Annotated in this window: 23 protein-coding genes and 1 tRNA gene; 5 read left to right on the top strand and 19 right to left on the bottom strand. The window is 36.7% G+C overall.

Annotation, left to right across the window (positions count from 1 at the left end; translation table 11 throughout):
* Positions 1-9: 9 nt before the first annotated feature.
* Genes BMY56_RS00870 through BMY56_RS00845 form a run of 6 tightly spaced genes read right to left on the bottom strand, consistent with a single transcriptional unit; the run spans position 10 to position 6143 of the window.
* Positions 10-765 (bottom strand): SDR family NAD(P)-dependent oxidoreductase, encoded by a 756-nt coding sequence (locus BMY56_RS00870; RefSeq protein ID WP_091618815.1) that lies wholly within the window; start codon positions 763-765, stop codon positions 10-12.
* A 19-nt stretch (positions 766-784) separates the two neighbouring features.
* Positions 785-1183: a hypothetical protein gene (locus BMY56_RS00865; RefSeq protein WP_091618812.1), complete on the bottom strand. Its 399-nt coding sequence runs from the start codon at positions 1181-1183 to the stop codon at positions 785-787.
* A 2-nt stretch (positions 1184-1185) separates the two neighbouring features.
* Positions 1186-2265 carry a phosphotransferase family protein gene (locus BMY56_RS00860; RefSeq protein ID WP_091618810.1) on the bottom strand — a complete coding sequence of 360 codons (1080 nt, stop codon included), beginning with the start codon at positions 2263-2265 and terminating at the stop codon, positions 1186-1188.
* 1 nt (position 2266) lies between these two features.
* Complete coding sequence (locus tag BMY56_RS00855; RefSeq protein WP_091618808.1) at positions 2267-3484, bottom strand: acyl-CoA dehydrogenase family protein; 1218 nt, start codon at positions 3482-3484, stop codon at positions 2267-2269.
* A 12-nt stretch (positions 3485-3496) separates the two neighbouring features.
* Positions 3497-4273, bottom strand: a complete 777-nt coding sequence (locus BMY56_RS00850; RefSeq protein WP_091618807.1) for a glucose 1-dehydrogenase — start codon at positions 4271-4273, stop codon at positions 3497-3499.
* A 58-nt stretch (positions 4274-4331) separates the two neighbouring features.
* Positions 4332-6143: an acyl-CoA dehydrogenase family protein gene (locus tag BMY56_RS00845; RefSeq protein WP_091618805.1), complete on the bottom strand. Its 1812-nt coding sequence runs from the start codon at positions 6141-6143 to the stop codon at positions 4332-4334.
* Positions 6144-6363: 220 nt separating this feature from the next.
* Between BMY56_RS00845 and BMY56_RS00840 the strand changes: the two genes are divergently transcribed.
* A complete protein-coding gene (locus tag BMY56_RS00840) occupies positions 6364-7314 on the top strand; it encodes a S41 family peptidase (protein WP_091618803.1) in 951 nt (316 codons plus the stop codon).
* 263 nt (positions 7315-7577) lie between these two features.
* On the top strand, positions 7578-8237 hold the full coding sequence (locus BMY56_RS00835; RefSeq protein ID WP_091618801.1) for a lysoplasmalogenase family protein: 660 nt from the start codon (positions 7578-7580) through the stop codon (positions 8235-8237).
* Positions 8238-8428: 191 nt separating this feature from the next.
* Here BMY56_RS00835 and BMY56_RS00830 read toward each other — a convergent pair whose 3' ends face one another.
* From BMY56_RS00830 to BMY56_RS00815, 5 genes are all read right to left on the bottom strand, one after another.
* Positions 8429-9028: a Crp/Fnr family transcriptional regulator gene (locus BMY56_RS00830; protein WP_091618799.1), complete on the bottom strand. Its 600-nt coding sequence runs from the start codon at positions 9026-9028 to the stop codon at positions 8429-8431.
* 147 nt (positions 9029-9175) lie between these two features.
* Positions 9176-9358 (bottom strand): Arm DNA-binding domain-containing protein, encoded by a 183-nt coding sequence (locus BMY56_RS18440; RefSeq protein ID WP_245737107.1) that lies wholly within the window; start codon positions 9356-9358, stop codon positions 9176-9178.
* A gap of 217 nt (positions 9359-9575) precedes the next feature.
* Positions 9576-9649 (bottom strand) — tRNA-Pro (locus BMY56_RS00825).
* A 66-nt stretch (positions 9650-9715) separates the two neighbouring features.
* Complete coding sequence (locus BMY56_RS00820) at positions 9716-10627, bottom strand: alpha/beta hydrolase (protein WP_091618797.1); 912 nt, start codon at positions 10625-10627, stop codon at positions 9716-9718.
* A 14-nt stretch (positions 10628-10641) separates the two neighbouring features.
* Positions 10642-11442: a M15 family metallopeptidase gene (locus BMY56_RS00815; protein WP_245737106.1), complete on the bottom strand. Its 801-nt coding sequence runs from the start codon at positions 11440-11442 to the stop codon at positions 10642-10644.
* A 78-nt stretch (positions 11443-11520) separates the two neighbouring features.
* Here BMY56_RS00815 and BMY56_RS00810 point away from each other — a divergent pair, with 78 nt between their 5' ends.
* Together BMY56_RS00810 and BMY56_RS00805 are read left to right on the top strand one after the other, a co-directional pair.
* Positions 11521-12645 carry a glycoside hydrolase family 130 protein gene (locus tag BMY56_RS00810; RefSeq protein ID WP_091618795.1) on the top strand — a complete coding sequence of 375 codons (1125 nt, stop codon included), beginning with the start codon at positions 11521-11523 and terminating at the stop codon, positions 12643-12645.
* Between the two features lie 36 nt (positions 12646-12681).
* Entirely contained in the window at positions 12682-14469 is a 1788-nt protein-coding gene (locus tag BMY56_RS00805; protein ID WP_091618793.1) for an arylsulfatase, read from the top strand.
* Between the two features lie 7 nt (positions 14470-14476).
* Here the strand turns inward: BMY56_RS00805 and BMY56_RS00800 are convergent, their stop codons facing one another.
* The 5 genes from BMY56_RS00800 to BMY56_RS00780 all read right to left on the bottom strand — a co-directional run bounded on the left by BMY56_RS00800 (position 14477) and on the right by BMY56_RS00780 (position 20982).
* Complete coding sequence (locus tag BMY56_RS00800; RefSeq protein WP_091618791.1) at positions 14477-16093, bottom strand: sulfatase family protein; 1617 nt, start codon at positions 16091-16093, stop codon at positions 14477-14479.
* Between the two features lie 94 nt (positions 16094-16187).
* Complete coding sequence (locus BMY56_RS00795; RefSeq protein ID WP_091618789.1) at positions 16188-17009, bottom strand: sugar phosphate isomerase/epimerase family protein; 822 nt, start codon at positions 17007-17009, stop codon at positions 16188-16190.
* Positions 17010-17023: 14 nt separating this feature from the next.
* On the bottom strand, positions 17024-17746 hold the full coding sequence (locus BMY56_RS00790; RefSeq protein WP_091618787.1) for a gluconate 2-dehydrogenase subunit 3 family protein: 723 nt from the start codon (positions 17744-17746) through the stop codon (positions 17024-17026).
* A gap of 3 nt (positions 17747-17749) precedes the next feature.
* Positions 17750-19471, bottom strand: coding sequence for a GMC family oxidoreductase (locus BMY56_RS00785; RefSeq protein WP_091618784.1), 1722 nt, complete (start codon positions 19469-19471; stop codon positions 17750-17752).
* Positions 19472-19602: 131 nt separating this feature from the next.
* On the bottom strand, positions 19603-20982 hold the full coding sequence (locus BMY56_RS00780; protein ID WP_091618782.1) for a sialate O-acetylesterase: 1380 nt from the start codon (positions 20980-20982) through the stop codon (positions 19603-19605).
* Positions 20983-21124: 142 nt separating this feature from the next.
* Here BMY56_RS00780 and BMY56_RS00775 point away from each other — a divergent pair, with 142 nt between their 5' ends.
* Positions 21125-22498: a Gfo/Idh/MocA family protein gene (locus BMY56_RS00775; RefSeq protein WP_091619997.1), complete on the top strand. Its 1374-nt coding sequence runs from the start codon at positions 21125-21127 to the stop codon at positions 22496-22498.
* Position 22499: 1 nt separating this feature from the next.
* Here BMY56_RS00775 and BMY56_RS00770 read toward each other — a convergent pair whose 3' ends face one another.
* From BMY56_RS00770 to BMY56_RS00760, 3 genes are all read right to left on the bottom strand, one after another.
* Positions 22500-23516 carry a LacI family DNA-binding transcriptional regulator gene (locus BMY56_RS00770; protein WP_091618780.1) on the bottom strand — a complete coding sequence of 339 codons (1017 nt, stop codon included), beginning with the start codon at positions 23514-23516 and terminating at the stop codon, positions 22500-22502.
* A 158-nt stretch (positions 23517-23674) separates the two neighbouring features.
* Positions 23675-24991 carry a xylose isomerase gene (xylA, locus tag BMY56_RS00765; RefSeq protein WP_394332489.1) on the bottom strand — a complete coding sequence of 439 codons (1317 nt, stop codon included), beginning with the start codon at positions 24989-24991 and terminating at the stop codon, positions 23675-23677.
* 10 nt (positions 24992-25001) lie between these two features.
* Positions 25002-26489: a xylulokinase gene (locus BMY56_RS00760; protein WP_091618776.1), complete on the bottom strand. Its 1488-nt coding sequence runs from the start codon at positions 26487-26489 to the stop codon at positions 25002-25004.
* Positions 26490-26536: the final 47 nt, after the last annotated feature.

Below are 26536 nucleotides of genomic sequence, written 5' to 3'. Positions count from 1 at the left end.
AGTCTGATATTATAATGAGGTGCCGCCATCCAAGGTTATGGTCTGTCCAGTTATAAATTTTGAATTTTCAGAGGCCAGCCAGCAGATAGCTTCAGCAATTTCCTCTGCCTGCCCGAACCTGCCCATTGGTATAAATCGTTTTAACTTATCACCCATATCGGGACTTACAGCAAGTAATTGTTCTAACAATGCCGAATGGGTAAACCCAGGGCAAACCGCATTGATTCGAATATTTTTTCTTCCATACTCCAAGGCGGCAGATTTTGTCATTCCTACTACTGCAAATTTACTAGCTGAATAAGAAAGGTTATTTCCTGAAGCCTTTAATCCCGCCAAAGAAGCAACATTCACAATGTTACCATACCCTTGTTTTCGCATCTGTTGTATGGCAAGTTTCATACAATAGAATACTCCAGTTTGGTTGACCGCAATCACATTATGCCAGTCGTCAATAGAGTGTTCCGCAGTCTTTGCTTGGTGTTTGCCTCCTATTCCGGCATTGTTCACCATAACATCTAGACTGCTATATTTTTCTATTACTTTCTGTAATAATTCCTTCACCTGTTCAAACTGGGTGACATCCGTTGCCAAGGCCAAGGCCCTACCCCCATCATTTCGAATTTCACTTGCCACCTTCTCAGCACTTTCCAGATTGATATCAGAAACAATGACATTGGCCTCATGTGCGCCAAAAAGCTTTGCAGTGGCAGCCCCTATACCGCTACCAGCCCCGGTAATTACCACTACTTTGTCTTTTAAATTCATTTTTTTGTTTTTGGTTGATTTATTTTTTTTGATTAGGTGTACAATGAATTAATCGTGAATCTAATAATGCTTGAGCTCTCAAATTTGATGGATATCCTTTATCCATTATCATGCTCATGAAATCAGTTACAGAATTATACTTTACGATAAGTACATCATCCCATAAAATATCCTCTTCAGGACCAATTAACATATGCTTGGGCGAACCGTAAAACACTATTTCTGCATTTGCCTTTAAAAAAAAAGGAGTCGCTTGTCGCATATATTCCTTGTAGGATTCCTTTCCCGTCATTCCCGTTTCAGGCACAACAGCTTTATATTTCACCATATTTAGCATGACCACAGAATCCTTGGATTGGTTATTTGCAAAGTCTGATACCTGCTCTGTATTCATGTTTACATAATGTTGCTCACCCATAGTTAGTACAAATTATCTATTTGATTTTTTTGAATGGCCTGCCATGCGGTATTGCAACATAAAGCAGAAGCCTTATTCAAATTCGCAAACTTAGGGTCACTTGTATGGCCATGGTTATATCGGTAATAAATCTGTTGGGCAATAACCGCAATCTTAAAAAGTCCGTAAGCAAAATAGAAGGTCAGATTATCTATATTTCGGCCACTTTTCAAAGCATATTGCTGTACAATTTCCGTCCGTGTGGGATTACCTTTCATTACCGTTGGAGAAGGAAGTCCTTGTTTCATAAACTCTGGGTCACCTGCCGTTGTCCAATAGCCTAATGAAGTGCCCAAATCCATTAAAGGGTCACCGAGCGTACACATTTCCCAGTCTAAAACAGCTGAAATCTTCTTCCAACTATCATCTGTAAAAACCACATTGTCATATTTAAAATCGTTGTGGATAAGAGTATAATCATATTTTTTGGGTTGGTTTTCACTCATCCACGTCATTACCTTTTGTGCTGCTGGCACTTCATCGGTTACCGCGGCCAGATACTGCTTACCCCAATTATGCACTTGACGTTCTACGTACCCTTCAGGTCTTCCCAGTTCTGAAAGTCCTGCTGCCTTGTAATCAATATTATGAAATTCTACAAAAGCATTCACCCATGTATCTGAAATGGTTTTAAATTGCTCGGGAGAAACTTGCATACTAAAGGCAGACTTAGCCGATAGAATCTCTCCGTCGACCTTCTCCATAATATAAAATGGAGCTCCGATAATTTTAGGACCCTCATTAAAGACGTAGACTTTAGGGCTCTTACTATACACAGGGTTTAAATGCTGTAACACCTTAAATTCACGTCCCATATCGTGCCCGCGTTTTGGCGCCGCAAAGGGTGGTCTTCGCAAGACATATTCCTTGTCCTCAATTTGAAGTAGGTACGTTAGGTTGGAATACCCATTAGTGAATTGTTTTACTTTTAATTCGGTATCCACCCGGGTTATTAACCCTTTTTCTAACAAAAAATCCTTGAGTTTGACCTCATTGATTTCTTCCCCTTCCCGTATCGGTTTTAAGTTTTTTTCGTTAGACATTCTATTTTTTTACATACTTGTTTATTGTACTTTTCCCCAATTGACTCATATGAACTTCATCTGGGCCATCGGCCAAACGTAATGTCCGTGCCGCAGCATAGAAATGTGCCAATGGTGTGTCACTCCCAACCCCTTTTCCACCTAAAATCTGAATAGCTCGGTCAATAACCCTTAAAGCCATTTGAGGTGTGACAATTTTTATCATGGCAATTAAATCCTTAGCTTCTTTATTTCCTACTTTATCCATTTTATCAGCTGCGGACAATACCAACAAACGGGTCTGTTCTATCTCACAGGCAGAAAGGGCGATATCTTGTCGTATACTACTAAAAGTGTCTAAGGTTCTACCAAAAGGTTTTCTTTGTACAGTACGTTTCGACATAATTTCCAAAGAACGTTGCGCCATACCAATCAATCGCATACAATGATGAATACGGCCCGGACCTAAACGGCCCTGTGCAATTTCAAAACCTCTACCCTCACCCAATAGTAAATTAGATTTGGGTACCCGAACATTATCTAAAATGATTTCAGCGTGACCCTCCGGAGAATCCGTATAGCCAAAAACACTCAGTGCTCTTTCAATCTTTAGGCCTGGGGTATCCATAGGCACTAATACCATGCTCTGTTGAACATGTCTCGGCGCATCAAAATTGGTCTTACCCATCACGATAGCAATTTTACAATTGGGATCCATAGCACCAGAGGACCACCATTTTCGACCATTTATGACATAGTCATTTCCGTCAGAAATAATAGAGGTTTCAATGTTGGTGGCATCTGATGAAGCTACGTCGGGTTCCGTCATTAAAAAAGCCGAACGAATTTCACCATTCAATAAAGGCTTTAACCATTTATCTTGTTGATCTGGATTCCCATATTTGGCAAGCACCTCCATGTTTCCCGTATCAGGAGGGCTACAGTTAAAAATTTCTGACGACCAGATTATTCGCCCCATAATTTCTGCCAATGGGGCATATTCCAAATTCGAAAGGCCTGGACTAAGTTCTCCATACGCAGATGGAAGAAAAACATTCCAAAGTCCTGCGTTCTTAGCCTTTTGCTTTAATGCTTCCATACCAGGCCAACGCTTCCAACTATTTTCCGGATTTTGATGAAATAACTCCACCTCCTTTTCAATAGGGTGAACATAAGTTTCCAAAAAATCCTTCAATTTTTCTTGAAGTGCTATAGATTTATCACTGTAGTCAAAATTCATAGTTCTTTTTTATTAACCTGATATTAAATAACCTCCATCTGCTGTATACACACCACCTGTCATATAGGAACCTGCATCAGATGCTAATAACATGACTATTCCGGCCATTTCATCAGGTTCAGCCACTCTTTTCAAAGGAACGACACTAGTATATTGTGCAGCCAATTTTTCATCCGACCACAGACTTTCACTGAATTTTGTTTTTATCAATCCGGGGCAGACCGCATTGGAACGGATGCCGTATCTGCCCCACTCCTTTGCCTGGTTCTTAGAGAGCATAATCACAGCAGCTTTCGTCATACTATAGAGTCCCAATCGAAATCCGGGATGTATACCTTCTACCGATGCAATATTGATAATACTACCACCACCATTAGCTTTCATATGCGGTTGTGCTAAATTAGAAAGTAACCAAGGTGCCTTAACGTTTACGTTCATGATTTTATCGAACACTTCTTCCCCTGCAGATTCTAATGGTCCGTAAAACGGATTTATGGCAGCGTTGTTAACCAAAATATCTATTCTGCCATAGGTCTCCATCGTTTTGGCTATCAGTTGTTCCCTTTGGGTGGTATCCCCAATATGACATTCGATTCCTATGGCTTCCAACCCGGCTTCATTAAACTCCTTCGATACGGCATCAACAGCCTCTTGTTTTCTACTACTAATAATCACTTTGGCTCCATTTTCAGCCAACCCTTTAGCGATGGAAAGTCCTATACCTTTGCTTGATCCCGTGACGATAGCCACTTTTCCTGTTAAATTAAATTTTGATTTTATACTACTCATATTTCGTTGTCGGTTGTTCGTTTTTAAAAGTATTTCTTTTACTCTTTTGTCTTTTTAATCAAGCGAATAAATGCTTTTCTGTGTTCAGTGTCAATGCCTGTTTATCCATCAATATTTCAGAAAGTCCTGTTGTTTTAGGAAGTTCGTATTTAAAATAAAACTGCATGGCGTGAATTTTGTTTTCATAAAATTCAGTACTAAAACTAGTATCAGCAGAGACCAATGCTTTTTGTGCTTCACGGCCTATATCCAACCATTGCCATGCCATGATGATTGTACTGAAAAATTCCATAAAAGGTGTGGCATCCGCCAAGAATCGCTGATAATCGCCCTTCATTGCATAACCCATAAGTGATTGAAGTACTTTTTGGGTAAGTTCCAATTTACTACCTAATTTTTCTGCCAAAGGTTTCAACGATTCGTGCGCCATACTTTCTTTGATAGAATTCATAATTTCCTCAGAGAGCAATTTCAGTGCTTTTCCATTTTCCATGGTGATTTTTCTTCCCAAAAGATCTTGAGACTGTATGCCAGTAGTTCCTTCATAAATGGCCGAGATTCGGATATCTCGCAAATACTGTTGTAAAATATAATCGGAACAAAAACCGTAACCCCCTAGTACTTGCACCCCATTATTTACAGAAGTAATACCCATTTCAGAAGGGTAGGTCTTTACTACCGGAGTCAATATTTCTAATAATAATTTATATTTCGCCCTACTTTCTGCATCTGGAAGCGATTGCGATAGGTCTTGGTATCGAGAGGTCAAAAAGACCAAGCTTAAAGATCCTTCTGTAATTACCTTTTGCAAAAGTAGCATTCTACGTACATCGGGGTGATTGATGATAAGAGTTTGTTCTTGAGAGGCATCTTTTTTTCCCGTACGTTGCAGCTCACGACCTTGAGGTCTTTCTTTAGCATAGCTAACCGACGCATGATAAGCTCCCGTAGCAATTGCAGCAGCACCCCGACCAACCGCGATTCTAGCGCCGTTCATCATCAAAAACATATATTTCAAACCTTGGTTAGGTTCACCAACCAACCAACCGGTGCAGTCTTCCTTATCTCCAAAAAACAGGTGCGTGGTGCAATACCCTCTTTGACCCATTTTTTGAAAATCACCAACCGTAGTAACATCATTATATTCTAAATTACCGTCTGCATCGAATCGGTTTTTAGGCACAACAAAAAGTGATATTCCTTTGGTTCCGGCAGGTGCTCCTTTAATACGTGCCAAAACCAAATGAACGATATTTTCAGCTCCTTTATAATCCCCTCCGGAGATGAATATTTTTTGTCCGTTTATTTTATAAGAATCTCCATTAGGTACAGCAGTAGTCACAATATCCGAGAGCGAGCTACCTGCCTGTGGTTCTGTGAGGCACATGGTACCACTCCATTCTCCGGCCATCATTTTGGGCACGTAGGTATCCTTAAGAAATTGATTTCCAAAATGCACGATTAATTCGGCAGCACCTACGGTAAGACCAATGTAACCAGGGAGGTGGTTATTTGCCGTTTCCTGAATAAAGGCAGAGGCATGTACCACCATCGAAGGCATTTGCATACCCCCAGCTTCATAGGAGAATGGACCGGATAAAAAACCCATTTCACCCCCAGCTTTCATATACTTTTTTACTTGTGGATGAACAATAATTTCCCCATCCTTAAAGTGTGCTGGGTTTTCGTCCATCTCCCTATAATAAGGATAGAGTTCCTTATCCGAAAAATCCTTTACCGAATCGAGCATCATAGCAATAGACTCTTCATCATATTCCTCAAATTGTTCTTGCTCTAGTACAGTTTTAAGATCGTGTACGTTAAACAATAAAAATTTAAGGGTTTCCATCTCTATATAGGTATTGGCCATAACATCTGTTTTTAAAAAATTAGTGCCATTGAAGTTAGGATTTATTAAAAGGAAACTCGTTAAACTGGTTTAATAAAATGATTGTAGATCTCGTAAGATTATGGTAAATCGTAGCTGAATATAAATCGTTTATTAAAATCCCTTAGTTTAGTACTAGTTTAAAAGCGCTAAACGTACTATTACGTTTAGCAAATTGTTATATAGCATTCCTAATCAAAAAATGAAATTTACTTACCTAACTATATTTCTCTTTATGTCAATCCTTTCATGTAAAAAGGAGAATAATCAAATTATTGAAAAGCAGTTTGATGATATTTATACTTTAATCAAAGAAGAAAGCATTTATAATGAGCATGTTAACTGGACCTCTATTTATCTAAATGTTAAAGACTCAATTAAAGCATTTAACTCACTTAATGATAAATATATAGCCATAGAATATGTACTATCTCAATTACCTGATCAACATGCATTTTTTCTACATCCTAATGATTCTATAAGGTTTTTATCAACTAAGAATAAAGAAATCCCAAAGGTTCATTACAAAATAATTGATAAAACCATTGGATATATAAAAATTAATGGATTTGCAGCAAATGACAGTTTAAGCAAAATTTACTCTTCAAATATTAGAAAAGCGCTTCTTGAAATTGATCAAACTTCTGATTTAGATGGCTGGATTCTTGATGTTAGAAATAATCAAGGTGGGAAAGTAGGAACTTTCGCCTTAGGTATCTCACCTCTTTACTCTGATTCAATAATCGGATACTCAAAAACAAACAAGCTTGAATATAAACCACATAAAATTTCAAAGAATAGTTATCACTTTGGGAGCGCAATTATTAATTCAATTAGTCAAAAAAGCACTCTCAGCAATTCTAAGGCTAAAATTGCCATACTTGTAAACAAAAAAACAGCTAGTTTGGCAGAATTCTTAGCCCTGACTCTTAAGTCTCAAAAAAATACACGGATTTTTGGTCAAAAAACGACCGGATTTACTACTGATTTAATGACCTACCAATTTGTTTCTGGTGCCGAGTTTGGCTTTAGCACATCGTATATGTGTGACAGAGACAAAAAAGAACAAATTACTGGACTAATACCTGATGTGACATGCAGTGATGGAGAGGAGGTAAATTTCGCAATTAAATGGATAAAAAATGCTATATAACAACACCTATAATTAATTGTGGGCGGATTTTCCCTTCGGAAAATCCACGCATATTCAGTATGTTTAGTTCTCGGTACGAAATCCTGTCGGATTTCACACCGCAACTAATCATAGCTAAACGTTGGCATTAAAACAGCAAATAGACTAGTGAAAAATAAAAATTCTGCTCTTTTTTAATCCGAAAAATTGAGTGTTCGGTTGCAAGAAGGAAAGAATAAAAAAATAAGTATCACTTAGGCATGACTTATAAATACTAAAAATAAATGAAAAGTATGTGGATAAAAAACAATTGGATCTATGGTGTTTTATTTTTATCAGTTATATCGGCCATATTTGCGTTACTAACTTCAAACTTTATTTTTAAATCAGGAACAGCTGGTATAGGGATTTTAATCGTTCTAATTCTCAATTTCAAAAAAGAAAAACCTTCCAAAGATACATGGCTCATCATCGGTGCTTTTTTGTTTTCAATTGCAGGTGATTGGTTTATGTCTAATATGAATGGCGATAGTACAATGTTTAGTAAGGGTATTGCTTTATTTTTCCTTGCACATTTAGGCTATTTATTGTTTGCCACACTTAACGGACAAATAAAGTGGAGGTTTACAAGCATATTACTAGCATTGTTTTTATTGTTTTATTTCCTAGTGTTATTCCCAAGCATTAACGATAATATACTTATGCTTGCAACATTAATTTATTTACTTATTTCTTGTTTTTCCTTAGGCGCATCTGTTGGAATTAAAGGTGATTATATAGTAAAATGGACTTATGTCTTTGGAATTTTTTTAATTCTTTTTTCCGATACAATAATTTCACTAACAGAATTTTTGGGATATAATAGGTTGGATTTTTTGATTTTACCAACCTATTATCTAGCCCACATAAGTATCACATTTTCGTTAATAAGAAAGCAGGGTTAAGATTTAAATATTAGTGCAACGAAAAGTCTTTAAGAATTTTACTAGAGCAAAAGGCATCACTACGTTTTATAATTTATAATTTGCTTTGGTTATATATTTTTTTTGTCATAAACCATTTAGCTTAGTATTTTTTTAAAGATTATCGGCCATTTGTAAAAGCAATTCATATGCTGATAACAACCGTTAAAAAACTATCCCTTTCCCAATCGTTTCCGAAGTTTTGAAAGCCCCACTGGAGTTAGTCCTAAATATGAAGCAATCAAATATTGGGGTACACGTTGAAATAGGTCTGGTCGTTTTTTTATTAAACGTAAATAACGTTCCTCGTTGGTGCGACTATTAAGACGCTCGACTCTCGTGAAAATTTTTATAAATGCTTCTTGCATCGATAATCGTCCAAAACGCTCCAATTGGTGGGACCTACTAAAGGAGTTCTCTGCATCCAATTTTTTTATGGCATAAACTACCGTGGCCTCTGAAGCTTTTAAGTAGTAATTGGATGGAGTGCCCTTTACATAGGCGGGTAAATCTGTGAAAAAAATATCATCCGTATAAAATTCCAATACTTTTTGCTCGCCTTCGTCCAACTTATAATAGTAAATACACCCTGTTGCCACATAATAAAAGTAATCGACCAATTGCCCTGGGGTTACCAAAGTATCGCCTTTTTTCAAATCTATTCTTTGATAAAATTGCATCTGCTCTTCTACCATCTCATCATCTACCTGAGTATACGACAAAATCTTTTTTTTCAGATTCTCAAGATGTAAGGTTTCGATTTTTGTTTTCAAGGGTTATCGTTTAACTAGGAAAGAAATTCAAGATAGGAAATTTTAGATAATAGTTTCTTCAACTTATGGCTTTGTTTTATAATACTACATATGAACTAATTTAAAGGTTTTCTATATTCTCAATACCATTATACAAAAATTGGATGATTAAGAATCAACTATGACCTTACCTTTTGAAACGTCCCAAACATTCACCGATGTGTACCGTTTTAAACTGATTTCGGCCCGTTTTCCATCGACGGTTATTCGGGCATAAATCGTAAGTTTTTCAGGATTGTAAGTAATGTCCCTCGTAAAAATGAGTACTGTTAATGTACTGTTGTTCTGCATGATACGTGTCTTTTAAATTAAACAAACTTGTTTGCAAAGACGACACTAAATAGTCTTATACACTACCAAAATTATGAACAACAAACGTACCAATCCATTAACCGAACTCTACACCTTTTATATGATATTAGATGATATCATATAATTACAGAAAAAACGAAAAGCACTGCTAACCAACTGGTTGACAGTGCTTTGACACCCCTTGAAAAGTGGTTCGTCGGGATGACAGGATTTGAACCTGCGACCACTCGACCCCCAGCCGAGTGCGCTACCGGACTGCGCTACATCCCGAAATCGGATTGCAAAAATATAAAAGTAAACTAGAATAGCTTCTATCTTTTTCTCTAAAAGCAAAAACTAATCTAGGCTTTCGATCCAATCATACATAAGCCCTGTCCAACCTTTCAAATACTGGTCGTTAAGCGCTAGAGAAAAACCATGACCTCCTTTCGGATATATATGCATTGTAACTGATACTCCTTTATTCTTTAAGGCATTATAAAAAAGCAAGCTGTTTTCAACTGGTACCGCAGTATCATCAGTGGCATGAAACAAAAATGTGGGTGGTGTGTTTACTTTTACCTGTTTCTCATTTGAAAAATGGTCTTGTAATTCTTGCGTCGGAGTATTTCCTAATAAATTTCGCTTTGAACCTTCGTGGGTCAAAGGGCCCATGCTTATTACAGGATAACCAAGTACCATGAAATCTGGTCTTGCACTTTCTTTGTCAGCAGCATCAAGTGGGTCATAAACCAGATCTTCAAAATGAGTACCTAAAGTAGATGCTAGGTGTCCGCCTGCAGAAAACCCGATAATGCCTATTTTTTCAGAAGTTATATTGAAATCTTTTGAATGATATCTTACCATTCTTAAAGCTCTTTGCGCATCTATTAATGGTACGTTATGTTTATTTGTTTGAGAAACTTCAGATGGTAATCTATATTTTACTACTATCCCTGCAATTCCCTTTCCATTTAAAAACTTTGCGATATCCGTTCCTTCCCAATCATAAGCAAGAATGCCATAACCGCCTCCTGGAAAAATAAGCATTGCCTCTCCGGTAGCATTCTGCTTCGCAGGCAAAAAAACTTCAATGGTAGGTACTTGAACGTTGCTTATTACTAAAATATCTCCCCGTTTATTGACCTCAGATTCATTAGATGATATTCTATTTGGAATTTCATTCTTTGGCCATAGCGGCAATATTGTGTCTTGTCCATTTAATTGACTCATGAAAATCAATGCAACTAGAAGTATTTTGTATTTCATATTTCTTAACTTTTTTAATCACACGACCATTTAAAATTCGCTATTGGGTCGTTTGAAGACCCTTGTAAGTTATAATGCCACCACTCTGTTCTAGTAGACCAAAAACCATGTTTCTCCATGGTCTCTTTCAGCAGCTTCCGATTATCTAAAATCTCTTGTGGCAAATCTAAATTATCATGATAAGCACGCTTCCCAAAATAATCAAAATCGGTTCCCATATCTAACTCTTCTCCATCTAAAGTAACTAAAGTAATATCTACTGCCCCACCCTTATTATGGATGGAACCCTTTACGGGGTTAGCCACATATTGAGGGTTAGGCACTAACTTCCACATTTTATACTGTACAGAATTCGGACGATAACAATCATAAAACTTAATTTTAACCCCAGCCTTTTTAAATTCCTCATTGGCAGTCATTAATGCTTTTGCAGTTTTCACCCTTGTATAACATTCAGCGCAATCATAAACCTTCTCCTTTAGAAAATTATTATCTGTTGCATACCTTAAATCATAAGCGAAATCATCACTATAATCTGCAAGCCGTATGAATGTGGTATCGATAAGGGAAGCTAATGGTATTACCTCTTTTATAGATTCAATTTCAATATTATCCTCTTTGGCTAAAGAATCTATTTGAATAATAGAATCACGTAAGGGATGCTTAGCCTCAACTTTTTTGTTGTTTTCTTTACAAGAACTATGTAATATTAAAATAAAGAATACTACCATTTTCAAATAAAAGCATTTTTTAAAATCTGTCATTAAAGTAGTAAGCTGTCTTATTTTTTCTAACATTCTGTAATTCAATATCATCCAAAATTCAAATTAAGTTATAGTAGAATAATTACTACCTTACCTAAAACTATCATTCTAGCAATTTAACCAAAAACAATGAACTACCGAATATCGTTATTCTTGACCTTAGCAATTTTATTCATTTCATGTAAAGGCGAAAAGAGCTCATCAACTGAGTCTGTCGAACCAACTGAATCTCCATGGTTATTAGGTTTTGAGAAAACCAAAAAAAATCCGATAATGCAGTCAGATTCCACTTATACGTTTCTGGACCCTATTTCAAATAAAGAAGTTCAATGGCAAAAAGCCGATGTTTTTAATCCTGGGGCAATTGTAAAAAATGATACCGTATTTCTATTATTTCGGGCTGAGGATAATCCTGCTGCTATTTTAGGCGGAAGAACTTCGCGTATAGGATTGGCTTATAGTACAAATGGGATTGACTTCACAAAATACCCAAAGCCTGTGCTGTTCCCCGATAATGATAAATTTTCACAATGGGATCAACCAGGCGGAATCGAAGATCCGCGTATAGTGGAAACTCCAGACGGCACCTACATCATGTTATATACAAGTTGGAACAAAGATATCGCCCGTCTTTCTAGCGCAACCTCTACAGATCTAAAAAATTGGACAAAGCAAGGTCCTGTTTTTGAAAATACCAATAACGGCAAGTTTTTAAATGAATGGAGCAAATCGGGTTCCATCGTTACTGAATTGGTGAATGGACGATTAATTGCGAAAAAGATAAACGGCAAGTATTTAATGTATTGGGGTGAGCTTTTTGTAAATCTTGCTACTTCTAGCAATGGTGTCGACTGGGAACCGACGTTGACCGAAACTGGAGAATTACTGCATAGTTTTAAACCAACATTGAATGATTTTGATAGTCACCTTACCGAGCCTGGGCCTCCTGCACTATTTACAGATGCTGGTATTCTTTTATTATACAATGGGAAAAACTTAAGTGGTGAAGGTGCAACAGATAAATTTCCTGAAGGCACCTACTGTGGTGGTCAAGTTTTGTTCGATAAAAATGATCCAACCAAAATGATAGAAAGGCTAGACACTCCTTTTATTTGCCCAAGTCTACCTCATGAAGTAAGCGGTCAGTATAAGGCCGGTACTACCTTCATTGAAGGGTTGGTGTATTTTAAGGATAAATGGTTCCTGTATTATGGTACAGCAGATTCAATGGTTGGATTAGCGGTCAAGGAATAACACTAATTTTAAAAATATAAATAAGTGAGGTGCGATATGAAATTATTAAAAATTTCAACCAATTTTATCTTAATGCTTCTACTACTTTCCTGCTCTGAAAAAGGAAAAAAAGATAATGCTGTAGCATCAGTAAAAAAGCCAAATATAATTTTAATTCTCGCCGATGATCAAGGTTGGGGTGATTTAAGTAGTAGTGGTAATACAAATTTAAATACACCTCATATAGATTCTTTAAAAGCCAAAGGTGCTTCGTTTGAAAACTTCTATGTTCAACCGGTATGCTCACCAACAAGAGCTGAAATTTTAACTGGAAGGTATTTTACCAGAATGGGAGTTTATGAGACATCGTCTGGTGGCGAACGTATTAATTTGAATGAAACTACGATAGCAGATCTTCTTAAAAATGCAGGATATAGCACCGCTGCATTTGGCAAATGGCATAATGGTATGCAGCCACCTTATCATCCAAACTCTAGGGGCTTTGAACATTTTTATGGATTCGCATCTGGGCACTGGGGCAATTATTTTAGCCCAATGTTAGAAGATAATGGTGAACTAGTAAAAGGTAATGGTTTTTTGGTTGATGACCTTACGGACATAGGAGTTGAATTTATTGAGGAAAATGTAAAAAAATCATTTTTTCTGTACCTACCTTATAATACGCCGCATAGTCCCATGCAAGTACCAGATAAGTACTGGGATAAAATGAAAAGCAAACCGCTAAACTTGCTATCCGAAGATAATTTAGAAGAAGATTTAAGATTTACTCGAGCAGCTTTGGCAATGGTTGAAAACATAGATGACAATGTTGGTAGGGTTACAGATAAAATTAAAAGTTTGGGCTTGGAAGAGGAAACCATAATAATTTATCTTTCTGACAACGGGCCTAATGCCTATCGATGGAATGGAGGAATGCGCGGCAAGAAAGGTTCTGTTGATGAAGGGGGTGTTCGTACACCTTTCTATATACAATGGGTAAACCATATTGAAAAAGGATTGAACATCAGAAATATTGCAAGCGGAATAGATATTTTGCCAACTCTATTTGGATTATTATCTCTACCGATAACGACAAAAAAACCAATTGATGGAAAAGATTTAAGTCCATTACTTTTAGGTGAATCTATGAATTTAAAAAAACGATTGATTTACAATCACTGGAATGGTAAAACAAGCGTTCGAAGTCAGCAATTTAGATTAGATGAAGAAAATAGACTTTACGATATTACTATTGATCGTAGTCAAAAAAATGATATTTCAGATAAATATCAGCAAATCACAGATTCGCTAATTATAGCAAAGAATAACTGGGAAAAAGAGACGATTCAAATAACCAAAGAAAATGATAATCGTGCTTTTACATTGGGTTATCCAAAAGCATTATATACGCAACTACCAGCTAGGGATGGTAAAGCTCATGGAAATATAAATAGAAGTAACAAGTGGCCAAATGACTCATTCTTTACGAACTGGAAATCAGTTACCGATTCTATTACTTGGAATGTTGAAGTGCTTACCGATGGTCATTTTCAGGTAGAATTATATTATACATGTCCTGAAATAGATTTGGGGTCAATTATTGAATTAAGTTATGAAAATAGCAAAATCGCCAAGAAAGTTACAGTTCCGTTCGACCCTCCCTTAACTGGAAAAGAAAATGATAGGGTACCAAGAATGGAATCCTACGTAAAGGAATTCAACATACTTGACCTAGGTGTTTTAGTTCTTTCTAAGGGTAACGGCTCGCTTACGCTAAAAGCCTTGGAAATACCTGGTAGTCAAGTAGGTGATTTTAGGCTTTTACAGTTTAAGAGGTTAGATTAATCTGAAGTTATTGCCAAATTAAAACTTCGCTATCTTGATACCCAATACGTTCTGCCTTGGCCTCAAATGATATGTCTTTGTTCAAAGGTTCTAAATAAATATTCCAAACAGAATCTTTTAATTTTCTCCAAACTATGGTTGCATCAACTATTGAATGCATAAGCTTAATAGTTTTATCTTTTTCCTGTAACTGTAATCCATTTAATTTCGGTTGTTTATCATCTACCAACCAATTGTGTAATAGTACTTTCTCTTCTATTTCTCCAAGATCTTTAGTTTCAAGAATCCATTGATTCAAAATATTGCGATAGTGATCAATTGAATCTTTATATTCTGGAACCTTTGAAAGATTATGTAGTTCTTTAGGGTCTTTTTCTAAATCATAAAATTCCTCATTTGGTTTATCAGGTTGCATCCAGGTAGATGTAATTTCGGTTAATTGATTTGTACTATCCAACCTTCTCAATTCTTTCATTATGCCCATTTGTTCTCTGTAAGCAATGGGTAATGCTCTACTTAAATTCGTATTAAAATTTTTAATATACTTAAATCGAGAAGAACGCACTGCTCTTAATCGGTCATATACCGCATCAAACCTATCTGAAGAATGGAAGGTTACTTTTGGTTTGCTCTTGGACTCAAACGTACCAAATTGTGCAACACCTTGCATAACTTTAGTAGGTTCTATGCCTGCTAATGAAAGTACTGTGGGCGCTAAATCAATAAAACTAAACATGCGGTCATCGACCGTACCTGCACCTTTATTTGCGGGAAACTTAATTACCATTGGCACTTTTAATCCCGTATCATACAATGCTCTTTTATACCTTGGAAAGGGTCCGCCGTGATCACCATAAAAAAAGATGTAGCTATTTTCATAAAGCCCATCGGATTTCAATTGATTTAAAATTTTTCCGATTTGCCTATCCAACCGTTTTAAATTACTGTAATTGACAGCCAAATCATGTCTTACTACATCAGTATCTGGAAAATAAGGTGGAACTTTAATTTCTTCCGGATTTACGTATAGGGTATCATTTGTTCGTGCCCAAACCTGCGATTCATGACAAACCGAAAAATTAAATACACTAAAAAATGGTTGTCCCGATTTTCGGTTACGCCAGTGATGCTCTTTACTTGAATCACTCCATGCAGCTTCCAATTTTTCAAAGTTGTAATCCTCCTTTGGTCCATTAGACGTATAATATCCAATTATTCGCAAATACTCGGTAAACATTTTCACGTCATCTGGCACTAATGGAGAATAACTAGGAATACCAATAGATGGTTCATTTTGCCCTTTAGCATACGCGTTATATGTACGCATATTATGCGTGCCCAATGTTGTGGGATACATGCCGGTGATAATTGCACTTCGTGCCGGAGCACAGACTGGTACAGGTGCAATAGCGTTTGTAAAAACAATGCCATCATGTGAAAGAGACTCTAAGTTAGGAAGAGACTGTATTGAATCGCCATACATCGGGAACCAGTCTGGTGATTGATCCTCGGCCACCAACCAAATAATGTTCGGTAGTGATTGCATGTCGTGATTAACATTCTCCGCCTTATCCTTACAAGAAAGAGAAAGTGTTAAAAGGATTGAAAGTAAAATCAATTTCATGAAGCATAAATTAAAGAATAGAATCTTATTAGCCAAATAATAAAAAAGCCCCTACTTCAAACATGAAATAGGGGCTAATGGTTGGTAATTGGTATTATTTTTCTAATTGACTTAGATATTCTAAGCTTTTAGGTACTTGTGAAACAACATCAGAAGATTCATCTTCAATAAACATATATTCTATACCTAACTTTTTAGCTTCGGCAACAATACCTGATATATCAACTTGGCCTGTACCCAGTACAACATTGGTATCGTCTTCTTCATGTCCTGTGTTATTACCTATAATACCCTTTTGCATATCTTTTAAATGTAGCAAGACAAACTTCTTTGGATATTTTTTCATTAATGCCAACGGATCTGCACCGCCATGATGAGCCCAAAACACATCTAATTCAAAAGAGAAATCCTTCGCGTTTTCAGCCATATAGTCGAATAAAGTACCATTCTTATAAGGTCTAAATTCATATCCATGCGCATGATAAGCTAGCGTAAGTCCATTCTTCTTAAGAATTTTACCTGCTTTATTGAAGACATCGGTTGCATGTTGGGTTTCTTCCAAATCCCATTTGTTACCATCATGAGGTACCCAAGCACACATTACATATGTAGCACCAAAATCTTTGGCGTTTTTAATGACTTTTTCGATATCACTCTCCAAGTCACCAAATTCTGCACCAACACTTACCATTTCTAAATTATTCTTGGCTAGTAGCGCCTTAAAGTCATTAAGTGGTAAATCATAAGTGCCTCCACCTTCAATTTTTGTAATTCCCCATTCATTGATTAAACCTAATGTATTTGCAACATCAACTTTAAATTGATCACGCAAACTATATAATTGCAAACCAACTTCTTGTGCCTGTGCTAGAAAACCACCACATATAAGCATAATGGCTAGGATAACTCTTTTCATTTTCTTTCTATTATCTATGTAAGTAAATTGCCGTTTTCATCCCATTCTGCAATGACATTTCTTTGGCTCTGATCAACACACTTCGCTATCCATGCCGGATCATATGCTACACCGTGCTGGTCTAGTACATCTTGGGGCACACCATCCCATACATTAGGTGAATTTCCTTTATAGCCTAACTCTGCTATTCCTACTTCAGAGGTGTAATAACCTGTCACGGTTAGACCTCGCATCATATAGAAAAATTGTATTTCTAGAGGTTGCTTTTCTAAAGGAATTTCTATATCGTGCCAACAGATTTCATCACAAATCTGTTTTTTCTGTTCTAAGGTCGCCGATTTAAACTCTGTTCCGAATTCTGTATTACTTTTATGATCCAACCACATTAAGCCACCTAACAGCGTTGGTGCCATTTCTGGGATGTCTTTTCCCATGAACTCAACTAAGTCGGGAACACCCGCCTCAATTGGTCCGCCATGTGGTTCTTTTGGCGGAAGAATAACTATGGCTAATGATGCAATAGTCTCCATTTCATGTTCATTGAATAATTGTTCTGCATTAATTTTCTCAATGCGCTCCAATTCTTCTGGCGTTCTTCCAAAATATTTATCACTTCCGGCTATAATTGCCTCATCGATAGTTTCAGCATTTTCTGTTCTACAGGAGTTGAATACTAGACCCGTACCGGCCGCAGCCCCACCAAGTATTAAAGTTTGTAAACTCTTTCTTCTATCCATCTTTTAAATATTTTGTGCCTTAAGTTGTTCGATAATATAATCAGAGGCTCTCCATGAAAGTGCCATAATCGTCCATGTGCAATTCTTATCTGCCTGAGAAACAAAAACACCTGCATCTACAATAAAAACATTATCAACGTCATGCAGTTGCTGAAACTTATTGGTCACAGACGTTTTTGGATCATTACCCATTCGCGTAGTACCAACTTCATGAATAATTTGACCTGGAGCTAAAAGACCATAATCTTTGTCCTTTCCAGGTTTTTCATTTAAAGGTATACCGCCCATATTATGAATCAGTTCTTCAAAAGTATCTTGCATATGCTTAGCCTGGTTTATCTCAAATTCAGAATGCTTATAGTTGAATTTTAAAACAGGAATACCAAATTTATCAACTGTTGTAGGGTCAATTTCACAATAGTTTTCTTTAAAAGCAATAGCCTCACCACGACCTCCAAAACCAATCACAGAGCCATAGTACTTTTTAACATCGTCACGTAGACTATCTCCATAACCTCCAGGTTTAAGACCAAAATATTTATTCATTCCGTTAGGGTCAAAGCCGAAACCATAATTAGGTTGACCCATACCACCCCAAACTTCGATGTGATATCCTCTTGGGAAATTAAGCTTAGAATTATCTCCCCACCATGGTGAATATACATGCATACCCCCTACACCATCTTCGTTGTATGATGTTTTCCTATTCATTAAATCGGGAATTACGCCCGCTGCGCTTGCACCTGTAGAATCATGAAGATATTTACCAACGATATTACTACTATTACCCAATCCATTAGGATGTTGCTTGCTTTTTGAATTTAGTAGAATTCGTGCTGAACTACATGCCGATGCCGCTAATACAACTACTTTAGCTTTAAGCTTATATTCCTTTCTATCGTCCTTACTGATATAGGATACGCCTGTTGCTTTTCCTTCGTCATTAGTCGTAATTTCACGAACCATTGAATTAACAAAAATCTTAACTTTTCCGCCACTTTTTTGGGCTGGAAATATTAAACAACTTCCCGCAGAAAAATCGGCATACACAGAACATGAACGAGAACACTGCCCACAATAAAAACAAACTCCACGATCATTATTAATCCTTTTGGTTAACATTGAAAGTCTACCCGGTATTACAGGAATATTAGATTTCTTTGCTCCATTGATATAAAATAATTCATGCAATCTCGGTTTCGGTGGAGGAAGAAAAAATCCATCAGGATCATTCTCACGGCCTTCATTGGTGCCAAAAACACCTATAAGCTTATCTAATTTATCATAGTAAGGTTTAACATCCTCATATCCAATCGGCCAATCATCTCCATGACCATCACGAGTTTTACCTTTGAAATCCTTTGGTCCGAATCGTAAAGAAATTCGACCCCAGTGGTTGGTTCGCCCACCCAACATTCTTGCTCTCCACCATTTAAAATCTGTACCTTCTTCATGTGTGTATGGCTCGCCTTCAACTTCCCAGTCACCCCAAGACATATCCCATTCACCAAAAGCACGATCTGTACCTGCTCCTCTACGAGGAGAATCATATGGCTGCTTTAATTGAGTCATCGTTTTAGGGTCAGCGGGATCAAAATAAGGACCAGCCTCTACAACGGCAACATTTAAACCGGCATCTGCCAACTGTTTAGTGGCCATACCACCACCAGCGCCAGAACCAACAATGATGACATCATATATTTCTGAGGATTCTTTTATCTGCATAATTTTGAATTAGTTATTGAATACAATTTATATATTTTATAAAAAAAAATACTTGTTTTTAGCTGAATGACCTTGATCATTGGATGGGCGTAAGCTTTTAAAGTTCATTCGTACACTTTACCTTACTATTTTCATTCGCTTGTAAATGTAGATGCAGGCAAACCTACCTCATTATATAAATTACCAATATCTGTGCTTTTCCAAGCGTATCGAACAGCTTTAGGGCTTTTCACATCTTTTGAGTTTGCCAATACAACACCATTTTTCAGTTTTGCTTTAGCTGCAAACCAATCCCCTTTTTCATTCGATATCTCAAATAACCCAATACTTTTTCCGTCACTTTTCAATCCCTTATTGTGACTAAATTTAATTTGAACTTGATCTCCAATTATTTCAGCAGAGTCGAACAACGGACCATAAACTTCCTGATCTTGTAACAGATTGTAGTGTTGTTTCAACGCTATATTCGCTAATCGCAAACCAACATCCTGTTTGTTCTGTGGATGAATATCCTCAATCGTACAAATATCGCTGGTCATTGCCATTCCTGTATTTTTTAACGCTAAAGTTCTGCGTTGTTGATCACGCAAGACTCCTCCTTCAAAAGGCCTACCATAGTTAAAAGGGGCAATTTGAACGTAGTAAAAGGGGAAATCATTATTCCACTCAGCGCGCCAAGAAGTAATCATTTCAGTAAAAATCTGCTGGTAAGATTCTGCATTCGCCGTGTTCGATTCTCCTTGATACCATAATACACCAGCAATATTAAAATTGGTGAACGGTGCAATCATAGCGTTATATAAAGTAGATTTTTCTATAGTCACCCATTGATTGGGTTGAATCAATTCATGTGCAGTAACCAATTCTGGGTATGCTTCAAAAACAGATTCTGGCGTCCAGACTTCGGCGCATGATGCACCCCATGAAGAATCGATTAACCCAATAGGAATATGAAGTTCTTTTTGAACTTTTCTAGCAAAGAAATAAGCAACAGCGCTAAAATCTTGCATGGTTTCAGGAGAGCAAGTTTCCCAAGCACCTATTACATTATCTAACGGATAGTCTGCTGTTCTTTTCTCAACGGTAAATAATCGAATATTGGGATGGTCGGCATTTTTAATTTCAAACTCCTTATTGTCAATGTTGCTGTTGGCACTCCACTCCATATTACTCTGCCCAGAACAAAGCCATACCTCACCAATCAAAATATCGCTTAAAACAATTTTGTTTTCTTTACCAATAAATCGTATCGTGTAAGGCCCTCCTGCTTTTGGCGTGCCTACCTGAATTTTCCATTTCGCATCATTACCAGTTTTCACTTGTACAGTAGCATCGTCCCAACTCGTATAAATGGAAAATTCCTCGTTAGGTCTTGCCCATCCGTAAAGTGAAACATCAGATTCTCTTTGCAAGACCATATTGTTCGAAAAGATATTAGGTAATGTAATTTCTGCCTTAACAATAGTAACTGCGAAAAAGCACAAGAAAAATAAGCTTAGAGGTAATTTCATATAATTAATAATAAAAATGATTTAAATATACCGAAATATGATTCATTTTGACAATTTCACAAACATTTACTATTAATTTTAAATGATTACCTATCTTAACTCTTCTAATATTGAAATACATAATCAACTAAAAACCAACACCATGTCAAATTTCTCTGAACCTATTAAAAGACGGAATTTCATTAAAGCTGCATCAGCATCATTATTACTAACATCAATAAGCTCTTATGGTTTTGAATTTTTTGAAAATGAAAAACCTAAAAAAGTGGGACTTATAGGCACTGGATGGTATGGTACAAGTGATTTAATGCGATTGATTCAGGTAGCTAATGTGGAAGTTGTTTCACTTTGTGATGTAGATGCAAATTTCTTGAGCGAAACAGCTCTTCTGGTTTCAAAGCGTCAAAAAAATGGCAAGAAACCGAAGTTGTATTCTGATTACAGAGACATGTTGAAAAATGATAATTTAGATATTGTTCTAATTGGAACTCCTGACCACTGGCACGCTTTAACATGTATTGCAGCTCTAAAATCTGGAGCGCACGTTTATGTGCAAAAACCCATAAGTGTTGATGTCATTGAAGGTGAGGCTATGGTCGCTGCAGCTCGTAAATATAATAGAACTGTTCAAGTAGGCACCCAACGCAAAAGCACACCACATTTGATTGATGTAAAAAAACAAATTATAGATACCGGTTTACTGGGTACAATAGGTCATGTAGATATGGCTTGCTATTATCATATGCGTGCAAATGGAAACCCTCCTTTACAAGAAGTTCCTGATTTTTTGGATTATGAAATGTGGACAGGTCCAGCCCCCTTTCGACCTTATGATGGAATACCACACCGTAGATGGTGGCGAACTTTTAGAGAGTATGGAAATGGAATAACCGGTGATATGTGTGTACATATGCTAGATACCGTTCGTTGGATGCTAGATCTAGGCTGGCCAAAACGAATTAGTTCTGAAGGGGGCATTTTTGTACAGAAAGATGGAAAATCGAATATTTCTGATACTCAGTCGGCTGTATTTGAATATGATGATCTTAACTGCAACTGGCAACATCGAACGTGGGGTAACCCAGCCGACCCTGATTACCCTTGGTCGTTTAAAATTTATGGGGCTAACGGTGTTTTAAAAGGAGATGTAATGAAGGCAGAATTTATACCTCTTGACGGCGGTGAACCAATTCGCTTTGATGTGCTATATGAGCGTGAGAAATACCCTGAAGATTTAACTGAAAAGGATATAGAATTACATGCAGCACCGGCAACTCGTGGTCATATGATCGATTTTTTGAACGCGATTGAAAACGGCACCAAACCTATTGCTGATATTGAAGAAGGACATATTTCAACAGCCAGCTGTATTTTAGCCAATCTATCTATGGATTTGAAAAGACCATTGGTGTATGACCCAAAAAGCAGAACAGTCTTAAACGACCCAGAAGCAACTGCGTTGTTACAACGATCCTATCGTGGTAATTGGGAACATCCACATCCTGATACGGTTTAACTTACTGGAGCTTTTTTGTAGAATCTCTAACTAATAGGCTGGTCTTTACCGTTTTGGTTTCATAAGGCAGACCAGGAGTTTTTATTCTATTAATCAATAGTTTAGCGGTAAGCTCACCTATGTATTTCCCATGCTGACTAACCATGGTCAATGACGGAGTTACATATTTAGATAATTGGCCATTCGTAAACCCGATGATAGATATATCATTAGGTACATTATACCCCCTAGCCTTTACAACTTCAAGTACTTTTACAGCTGTTATTTCATCTAAACCGATTATACCTCCTATTGTTTTATAATTGAGCAAAAACGACATTAACAAGTCTAAATCGTCTTTTGGTGAAAGGTTAATAATTAATTTAGTATCAAAAGGTATCTCGAATTCTTCAAGTGCCTTTTTATATCCTAAGAGCCTTAATTTACCAACACTAGAGCTCCCTGTAGGGTTGACTACAGCTATATTACTACAGCCGATATTAATTAAGTACTTCGTAGTTTTATATCCTGCTTCAAAATCATCAACTACCACTTTATCGCATTCTAAGGAATCTGTAACCCTATCGAAAAGCACTACTGGTATATCATTGTTAATGATATCTTTCAACGCTTCATGTTTATTATCATTCTGGGTTTCTTCCGCCAACGAAATAATAAGTCCGTCTACGGTTCCCGAATCAAAAAATTCTAAAGTCTTACTTTCCTTTGAGCTAGATTCATCACTAATACAACTGATGATATTATACCCATTCTCATTAGCTACTTTTTCTATACCATACAATACTTGAACAAAGAAGTAATTCAAAATATTAGGTACGACCACACCTATGGTATGAGTACTTCTATTCAATAAATTAAGCGCAAGTCTATTAGGCTTATAATGCTTTTCTTTCGCGTATTCTTGAATCTTTAATTTTAATTGAGAACTTATTTCATGACTGTCATTAACAGCTTTTGAAACCGTAGAAATAGAAACATTAAAATGCCCGGCAATATCTTTTAAGGTTACTTTTTTCATATATCATTTCTTAAAAGAAAATAGGTATATACCCATTTCTACCTTGTATTCAAACTAAAGCAAACTGTCCCTAATGGAAAACCAAGGGACAGATTACTTATCATTTTTGATAATAAAACTACCAACGTATTTTACCGATACAGTTAGAGCTTTAACAATTATATGTATTGATTGATGATATTCTCGAACAACTCTTGTTTACCACTCTGCAATTCTAATTCACCATTCTCTTTTGCGATAGTGTAAAGATCTTTTAAATCTAATTTGCCATTTTCAAAATCTTTTCCTTTACCTGCGTCGAAAGAGCTATATCTTTTTTCACGTAATTTGTTATACGATGAAGATGCTATTATCTTATCTGCGGTAATCAATGCTCTTGCAAATGTATCTGCCCCACCAATATGCGCGTGAAATACATCATCTAAGTCTGTACTGTTTCTTCTAATTTTAGCATCAAAGTTTACTCCGCCACCTTGCAATCCGCCAGCCGCTAAGAATACCAACATAGCTTCGGTTGTTTCTTGAATGTTGTTCGGGAACTGGTCTGTATCCCATCCATTTTGATAATCACCTCTGTTTGCATCCAAACTACCTAACATACCCGCTTTTGCAGCAACAGCTATTTCATGCTGAAAAGTATGTTGTGCCAATGTAGCGTGATTTACTTCAATATTCATTTTGAAATCGTTCTCCAGGCCATATTCTTTAAGAAAACCTATCGCTGTAGCAGAATCAAAATCATACTGGTGCTTCATTGGTTCCATTGGTTTTGGTTCAATAAAGAAATTACCTTTAAAACCTTGGCTACGAGCATAATCTCTTGCCATTGTCAAAAATTGACCCATGTGGTCCAATTCGCGCCCTAAGTCAGTATTCAAAAGTGACATATAACCTTCTCTACCACCCCAGAATACATAATTTTCACCACCTAATGCGATAGTCGCATCTAAAGCCAATTTAATTTGACCACCTGCTCTTGCCAATACATTAAAATCTGGATTGGTAGCCGCCCCATTCATGTACCTTGGATTAGAAAAACAATTGGCTGTGCCCCAAAGTAATTTCTTACCGGATTCTTTTTGCTTTTCTTTTATATAATCGGTTATTATAGATAGTCTTTTTTCAGATTCTGCAAACGTTGAGCCTTCTTGAATTAAATCAAAATCATGAAAGCAGAAATAATCAAATCCTATTTTATCAAAAAATTCAAAAGCCGCATCTGCCTTATCTTTAGCTGCTTGTATAGCATCTGAAGATTTATCCCACTCAAAATTTTGTGTACCAGGGCCGAACGGATCAGAACCTTGCCCACAGAAGGTATGCCAATATGCTGTTGAAAATTTAAAATGATCTCTCATGGTCTTACCTGCCACAACCTGATCAGGATTATAATATTTAAAGGCCATAGGGTTATCAGATTCCTTACCTTCAAATTTAATTTTATCTATTCCTTTAAAATACTCCTTGTTTGCCATTATGTTGATTTTATTTGTTGTTTAAGATTAAATCTAATTCATTTTTCCAAGTGGTATAAGCTTCTTGGTATGCTTTTTTATCTGCTTGCGGACTAAAGGTCATTACATAATCATTATCCAATATTGTTTTACCAAATGCTTCAAAATCACCTTTATGCAAATTCGCTGCTCTGGCTGCGCCAATTGCGCCAGTGGTATTGTAAATTTCTATATCGTATCCTATTAACGTAGCAACAGTCGTTGAGAAAATTTCAGAACGAAAAAGATTGTCGTTACCTGCTCTCATTACATTGACTTTTATTCCATCAGATTCCATGATTTCCATGCCATAAACAAAGGAGAATGCAATACCTTCTAATGCTGCCCTACACAAATGACCTTTACCATGATTATTTAAGTTAAGGTTCACTATACGTGTACCAACCTCCTTGTTTTTAAGCATTCGTTCTGCTCCATTACCAAATGGAATTAGTGCAATACCATCTGAACCTATGGACACATCATTTGCCAAGGTGTTCATTTCATCATAAGAGTCAACATCAAGATTATTCAATAACCATCTATATTGAATACCTGCCCCATTTATACATAATAATTTACCTATTCTTGTAGGTTTACCGGGCGTATAATTTACATGTGCAAAGTTGTTAACTCGAGAGCTTTCTTTCACCGATAGATTATCAGTTACAGCATATACAACACCTGAGGTGCCTCCTGTGGCGGCAACTTCACCCGGTTTAAATACGTTTAACGTTAAGGCATTATTGGGTTGATCCCCAGCTCTATATAAAATAGGTGTTCCAATTTTAAGCCCGCTCTCCCCTGCTCCTTTTTCATCTACGTTCGATTGTATTGAGAATGTTTCGACTATGTCTGGAATCATACTTTTTTCCAAGCTGTAGTATTCTAATAAAATGTCTGCGATTTCATCCTTCTTAAAATCCCATAATATACCTTCTGAAAGTCCGGATACAGTGGTATTCACAATACCGGATAATTTAAAAGCGATGTAATCGCCAGGCAGCATCATTTTATATATCTGCGCGTAGATTTCGGGTTCGTTCTCTTTTACCCATTTTAATTTAGAGGCGGTGAAATTTGCTGGTGAGTTCAGTAAATGTGTATCACAAAGTTCAGCACCTATTTCATCGTAAGCATTTTGACCGATAGAAACTGCCCTACTATCGCACCAAATTATTGACTTTCTCAGTGCATTACCTTCTTTATCGATTAGCACTAAACCGTGCATTTGATATGAAATTCCAATACCCGAAATATCGGTAGTTTTTATAGAATACTCTGAACTTAATCTTTTGATACCGCTACACACATAACGCCACCAATCTTCAGGACTTTGTTCTGCCCAGCCATTTTTCACAGCTTCCATAGACATTTCTGTCTCTGGCTCTGTTACCACTCCTATACTCTTTCCTGTTGAAGCCTTCACCAGGGCGATTTTTATAGATGAGCTTCCTATGTCTAATCCTAAATGGTACATAAATAGTATGAATTGATTTATAGCTGTAATAAGTTAAACCAAAAATA

Source organism: Maribacter orientalis (assembly GCF_900109345.1).
In the GTDB taxonomy this organism is placed as follows: Bacteria; Bacteroidota; Bacteroidia; order Flavobacteriales; family Flavobacteriaceae; genus Maribacter; species Maribacter orientalis.
Note: the sequence above shows the minus strand (reverse complement) of the source record. Positions and strands in the feature narration are given on the sequence as shown.

Coding starts and splice junctions, on each gene's coding strand:
- BMY56_RS00800 (WP_091618791.1), bottom strand. CDS start 16,093: ATGAAATTGATTTTACTTTCAATCCTTTTAACACTTTCTCTTTCTTGT.
- BMY56_RS00835 (WP_091618801.1), top strand. CDS start 7,578: ATGAAAAGTATGTGGATAAAAAACAATTGGATCTATGGTGTTTTATTT.
- BMY56_RS00850 (WP_091618807.1), bottom strand. CDS start 4,273: ATGAGTAGTATAAAATCAAAATTTAATTTAACAGGAAAAGTGGCTATC.
- BMY56_RS00760 (WP_091618776.1), bottom strand. CDS start 26,489: ATGTACCATTTAGGATTAGACATAGGAAGCTCATCTATAAAAATCGCC.
- BMY56_RS00775 (WP_091619997.1), top strand. CDS start 21,125: ATGTCAAATTTCTCTGAACCTATTAAAAGACGGAATTTCATTAAAGCT.
- BMY56_RS00840 (WP_091618803.1), top strand. CDS start 6,364: ATGAAATTTACTTACCTAACTATATTTCTCTTTATGTCAATCCTTTCA.
- BMY56_RS00770 (WP_091618780.1), bottom strand. CDS start 23,516: ATGAAAAAAGTAACCTTAAAAGATATTGCCGGGCATTTTAATGTTTCT.
- xylA (WP_394332489.1), bottom strand. CDS start 24,991: ATGGCAAACAAGGAGTATTTTAAAGGAATAGATAAAATTAAATTTGAA.
- BMY56_RS00870 (WP_091618815.1), bottom strand. CDS start 765: ATGAATTTAAAAGACAAAGTAGTGGTAATTACCGGGGCTGGTAGCGGT.
- BMY56_RS00790 (WP_091618787.1), bottom strand. CDS start 17,746: ATGGATAGAAGAAAGAGTTTACAAACTTTAATACTTGGTGGGGCTGCG.
- BMY56_RS00780 (WP_091618782.1), bottom strand. CDS start 20,982: ATGAAATTACCTCTAAGCTTATTTTTCTTGTGCTTTTTCGCAGTTACT.
- BMY56_RS18440 (WP_245737107.1), bottom strand. CDS start 9,358: ATGCAGAACAACAGTACATTAACAGTACTCATTTTTACGAGGGACATT.
- BMY56_RS00845 (WP_091618805.1), bottom strand. CDS start 6,143: ATGGCCAATACCTATATAGAGATGGAAACCCTTAAATTTTTATTGTTT.
- BMY56_RS00810 (WP_091618795.1), top strand. CDS start 11,521: ATGAACTACCGAATATCGTTATTCTTGACCTTAGCAATTTTATTCATT.
- BMY56_RS00865 (WP_091618812.1), bottom strand. CDS start 1,183: ATGGGTGAGCAACATTATGTAAACATGAATACAGAGCAGGTATCAGAC.
- BMY56_RS00795 (WP_091618789.1), bottom strand. CDS start 17,009: ATGAAAAGAGTTATCCTAGCCATTATGCTTATATGTGGTGGTTTTCTA.
- BMY56_RS00815 (WP_245737106.1), bottom strand. CDS start 11,442: ATGATATTGAATTACAGAATGTTAGAAAAAATAAGACAGCTTACTACT.
- BMY56_RS00855 (WP_091618808.1), bottom strand. CDS start 3,484: ATGAATTTTGACTACAGTGATAAATCTATAGCACTTCAAGAAAAATTG.
- BMY56_RS00860 (WP_091618810.1), bottom strand. CDS start 2,265: ATGTCTAACGAAAAAAACTTAAAACCGATACGGGAAGGGGAAGAAATC.
- BMY56_RS00785 (WP_091618784.1), bottom strand. CDS start 19,471: ATGCAGATAAAAGAATCCTCAGAAATATATGATGTCATCATTGTTGGT.
- BMY56_RS00820 (WP_091618797.1), bottom strand. CDS start 10,627: ATGAAATACAAAATACTTCTAGTTGCATTGATTTTCATGAGTCAATTA.
- BMY56_RS00805 (WP_091618793.1), top strand. CDS start 12,682: ATGAAATTATTAAAAATTTCAACCAATTTTATCTTAATGCTTCTACTA.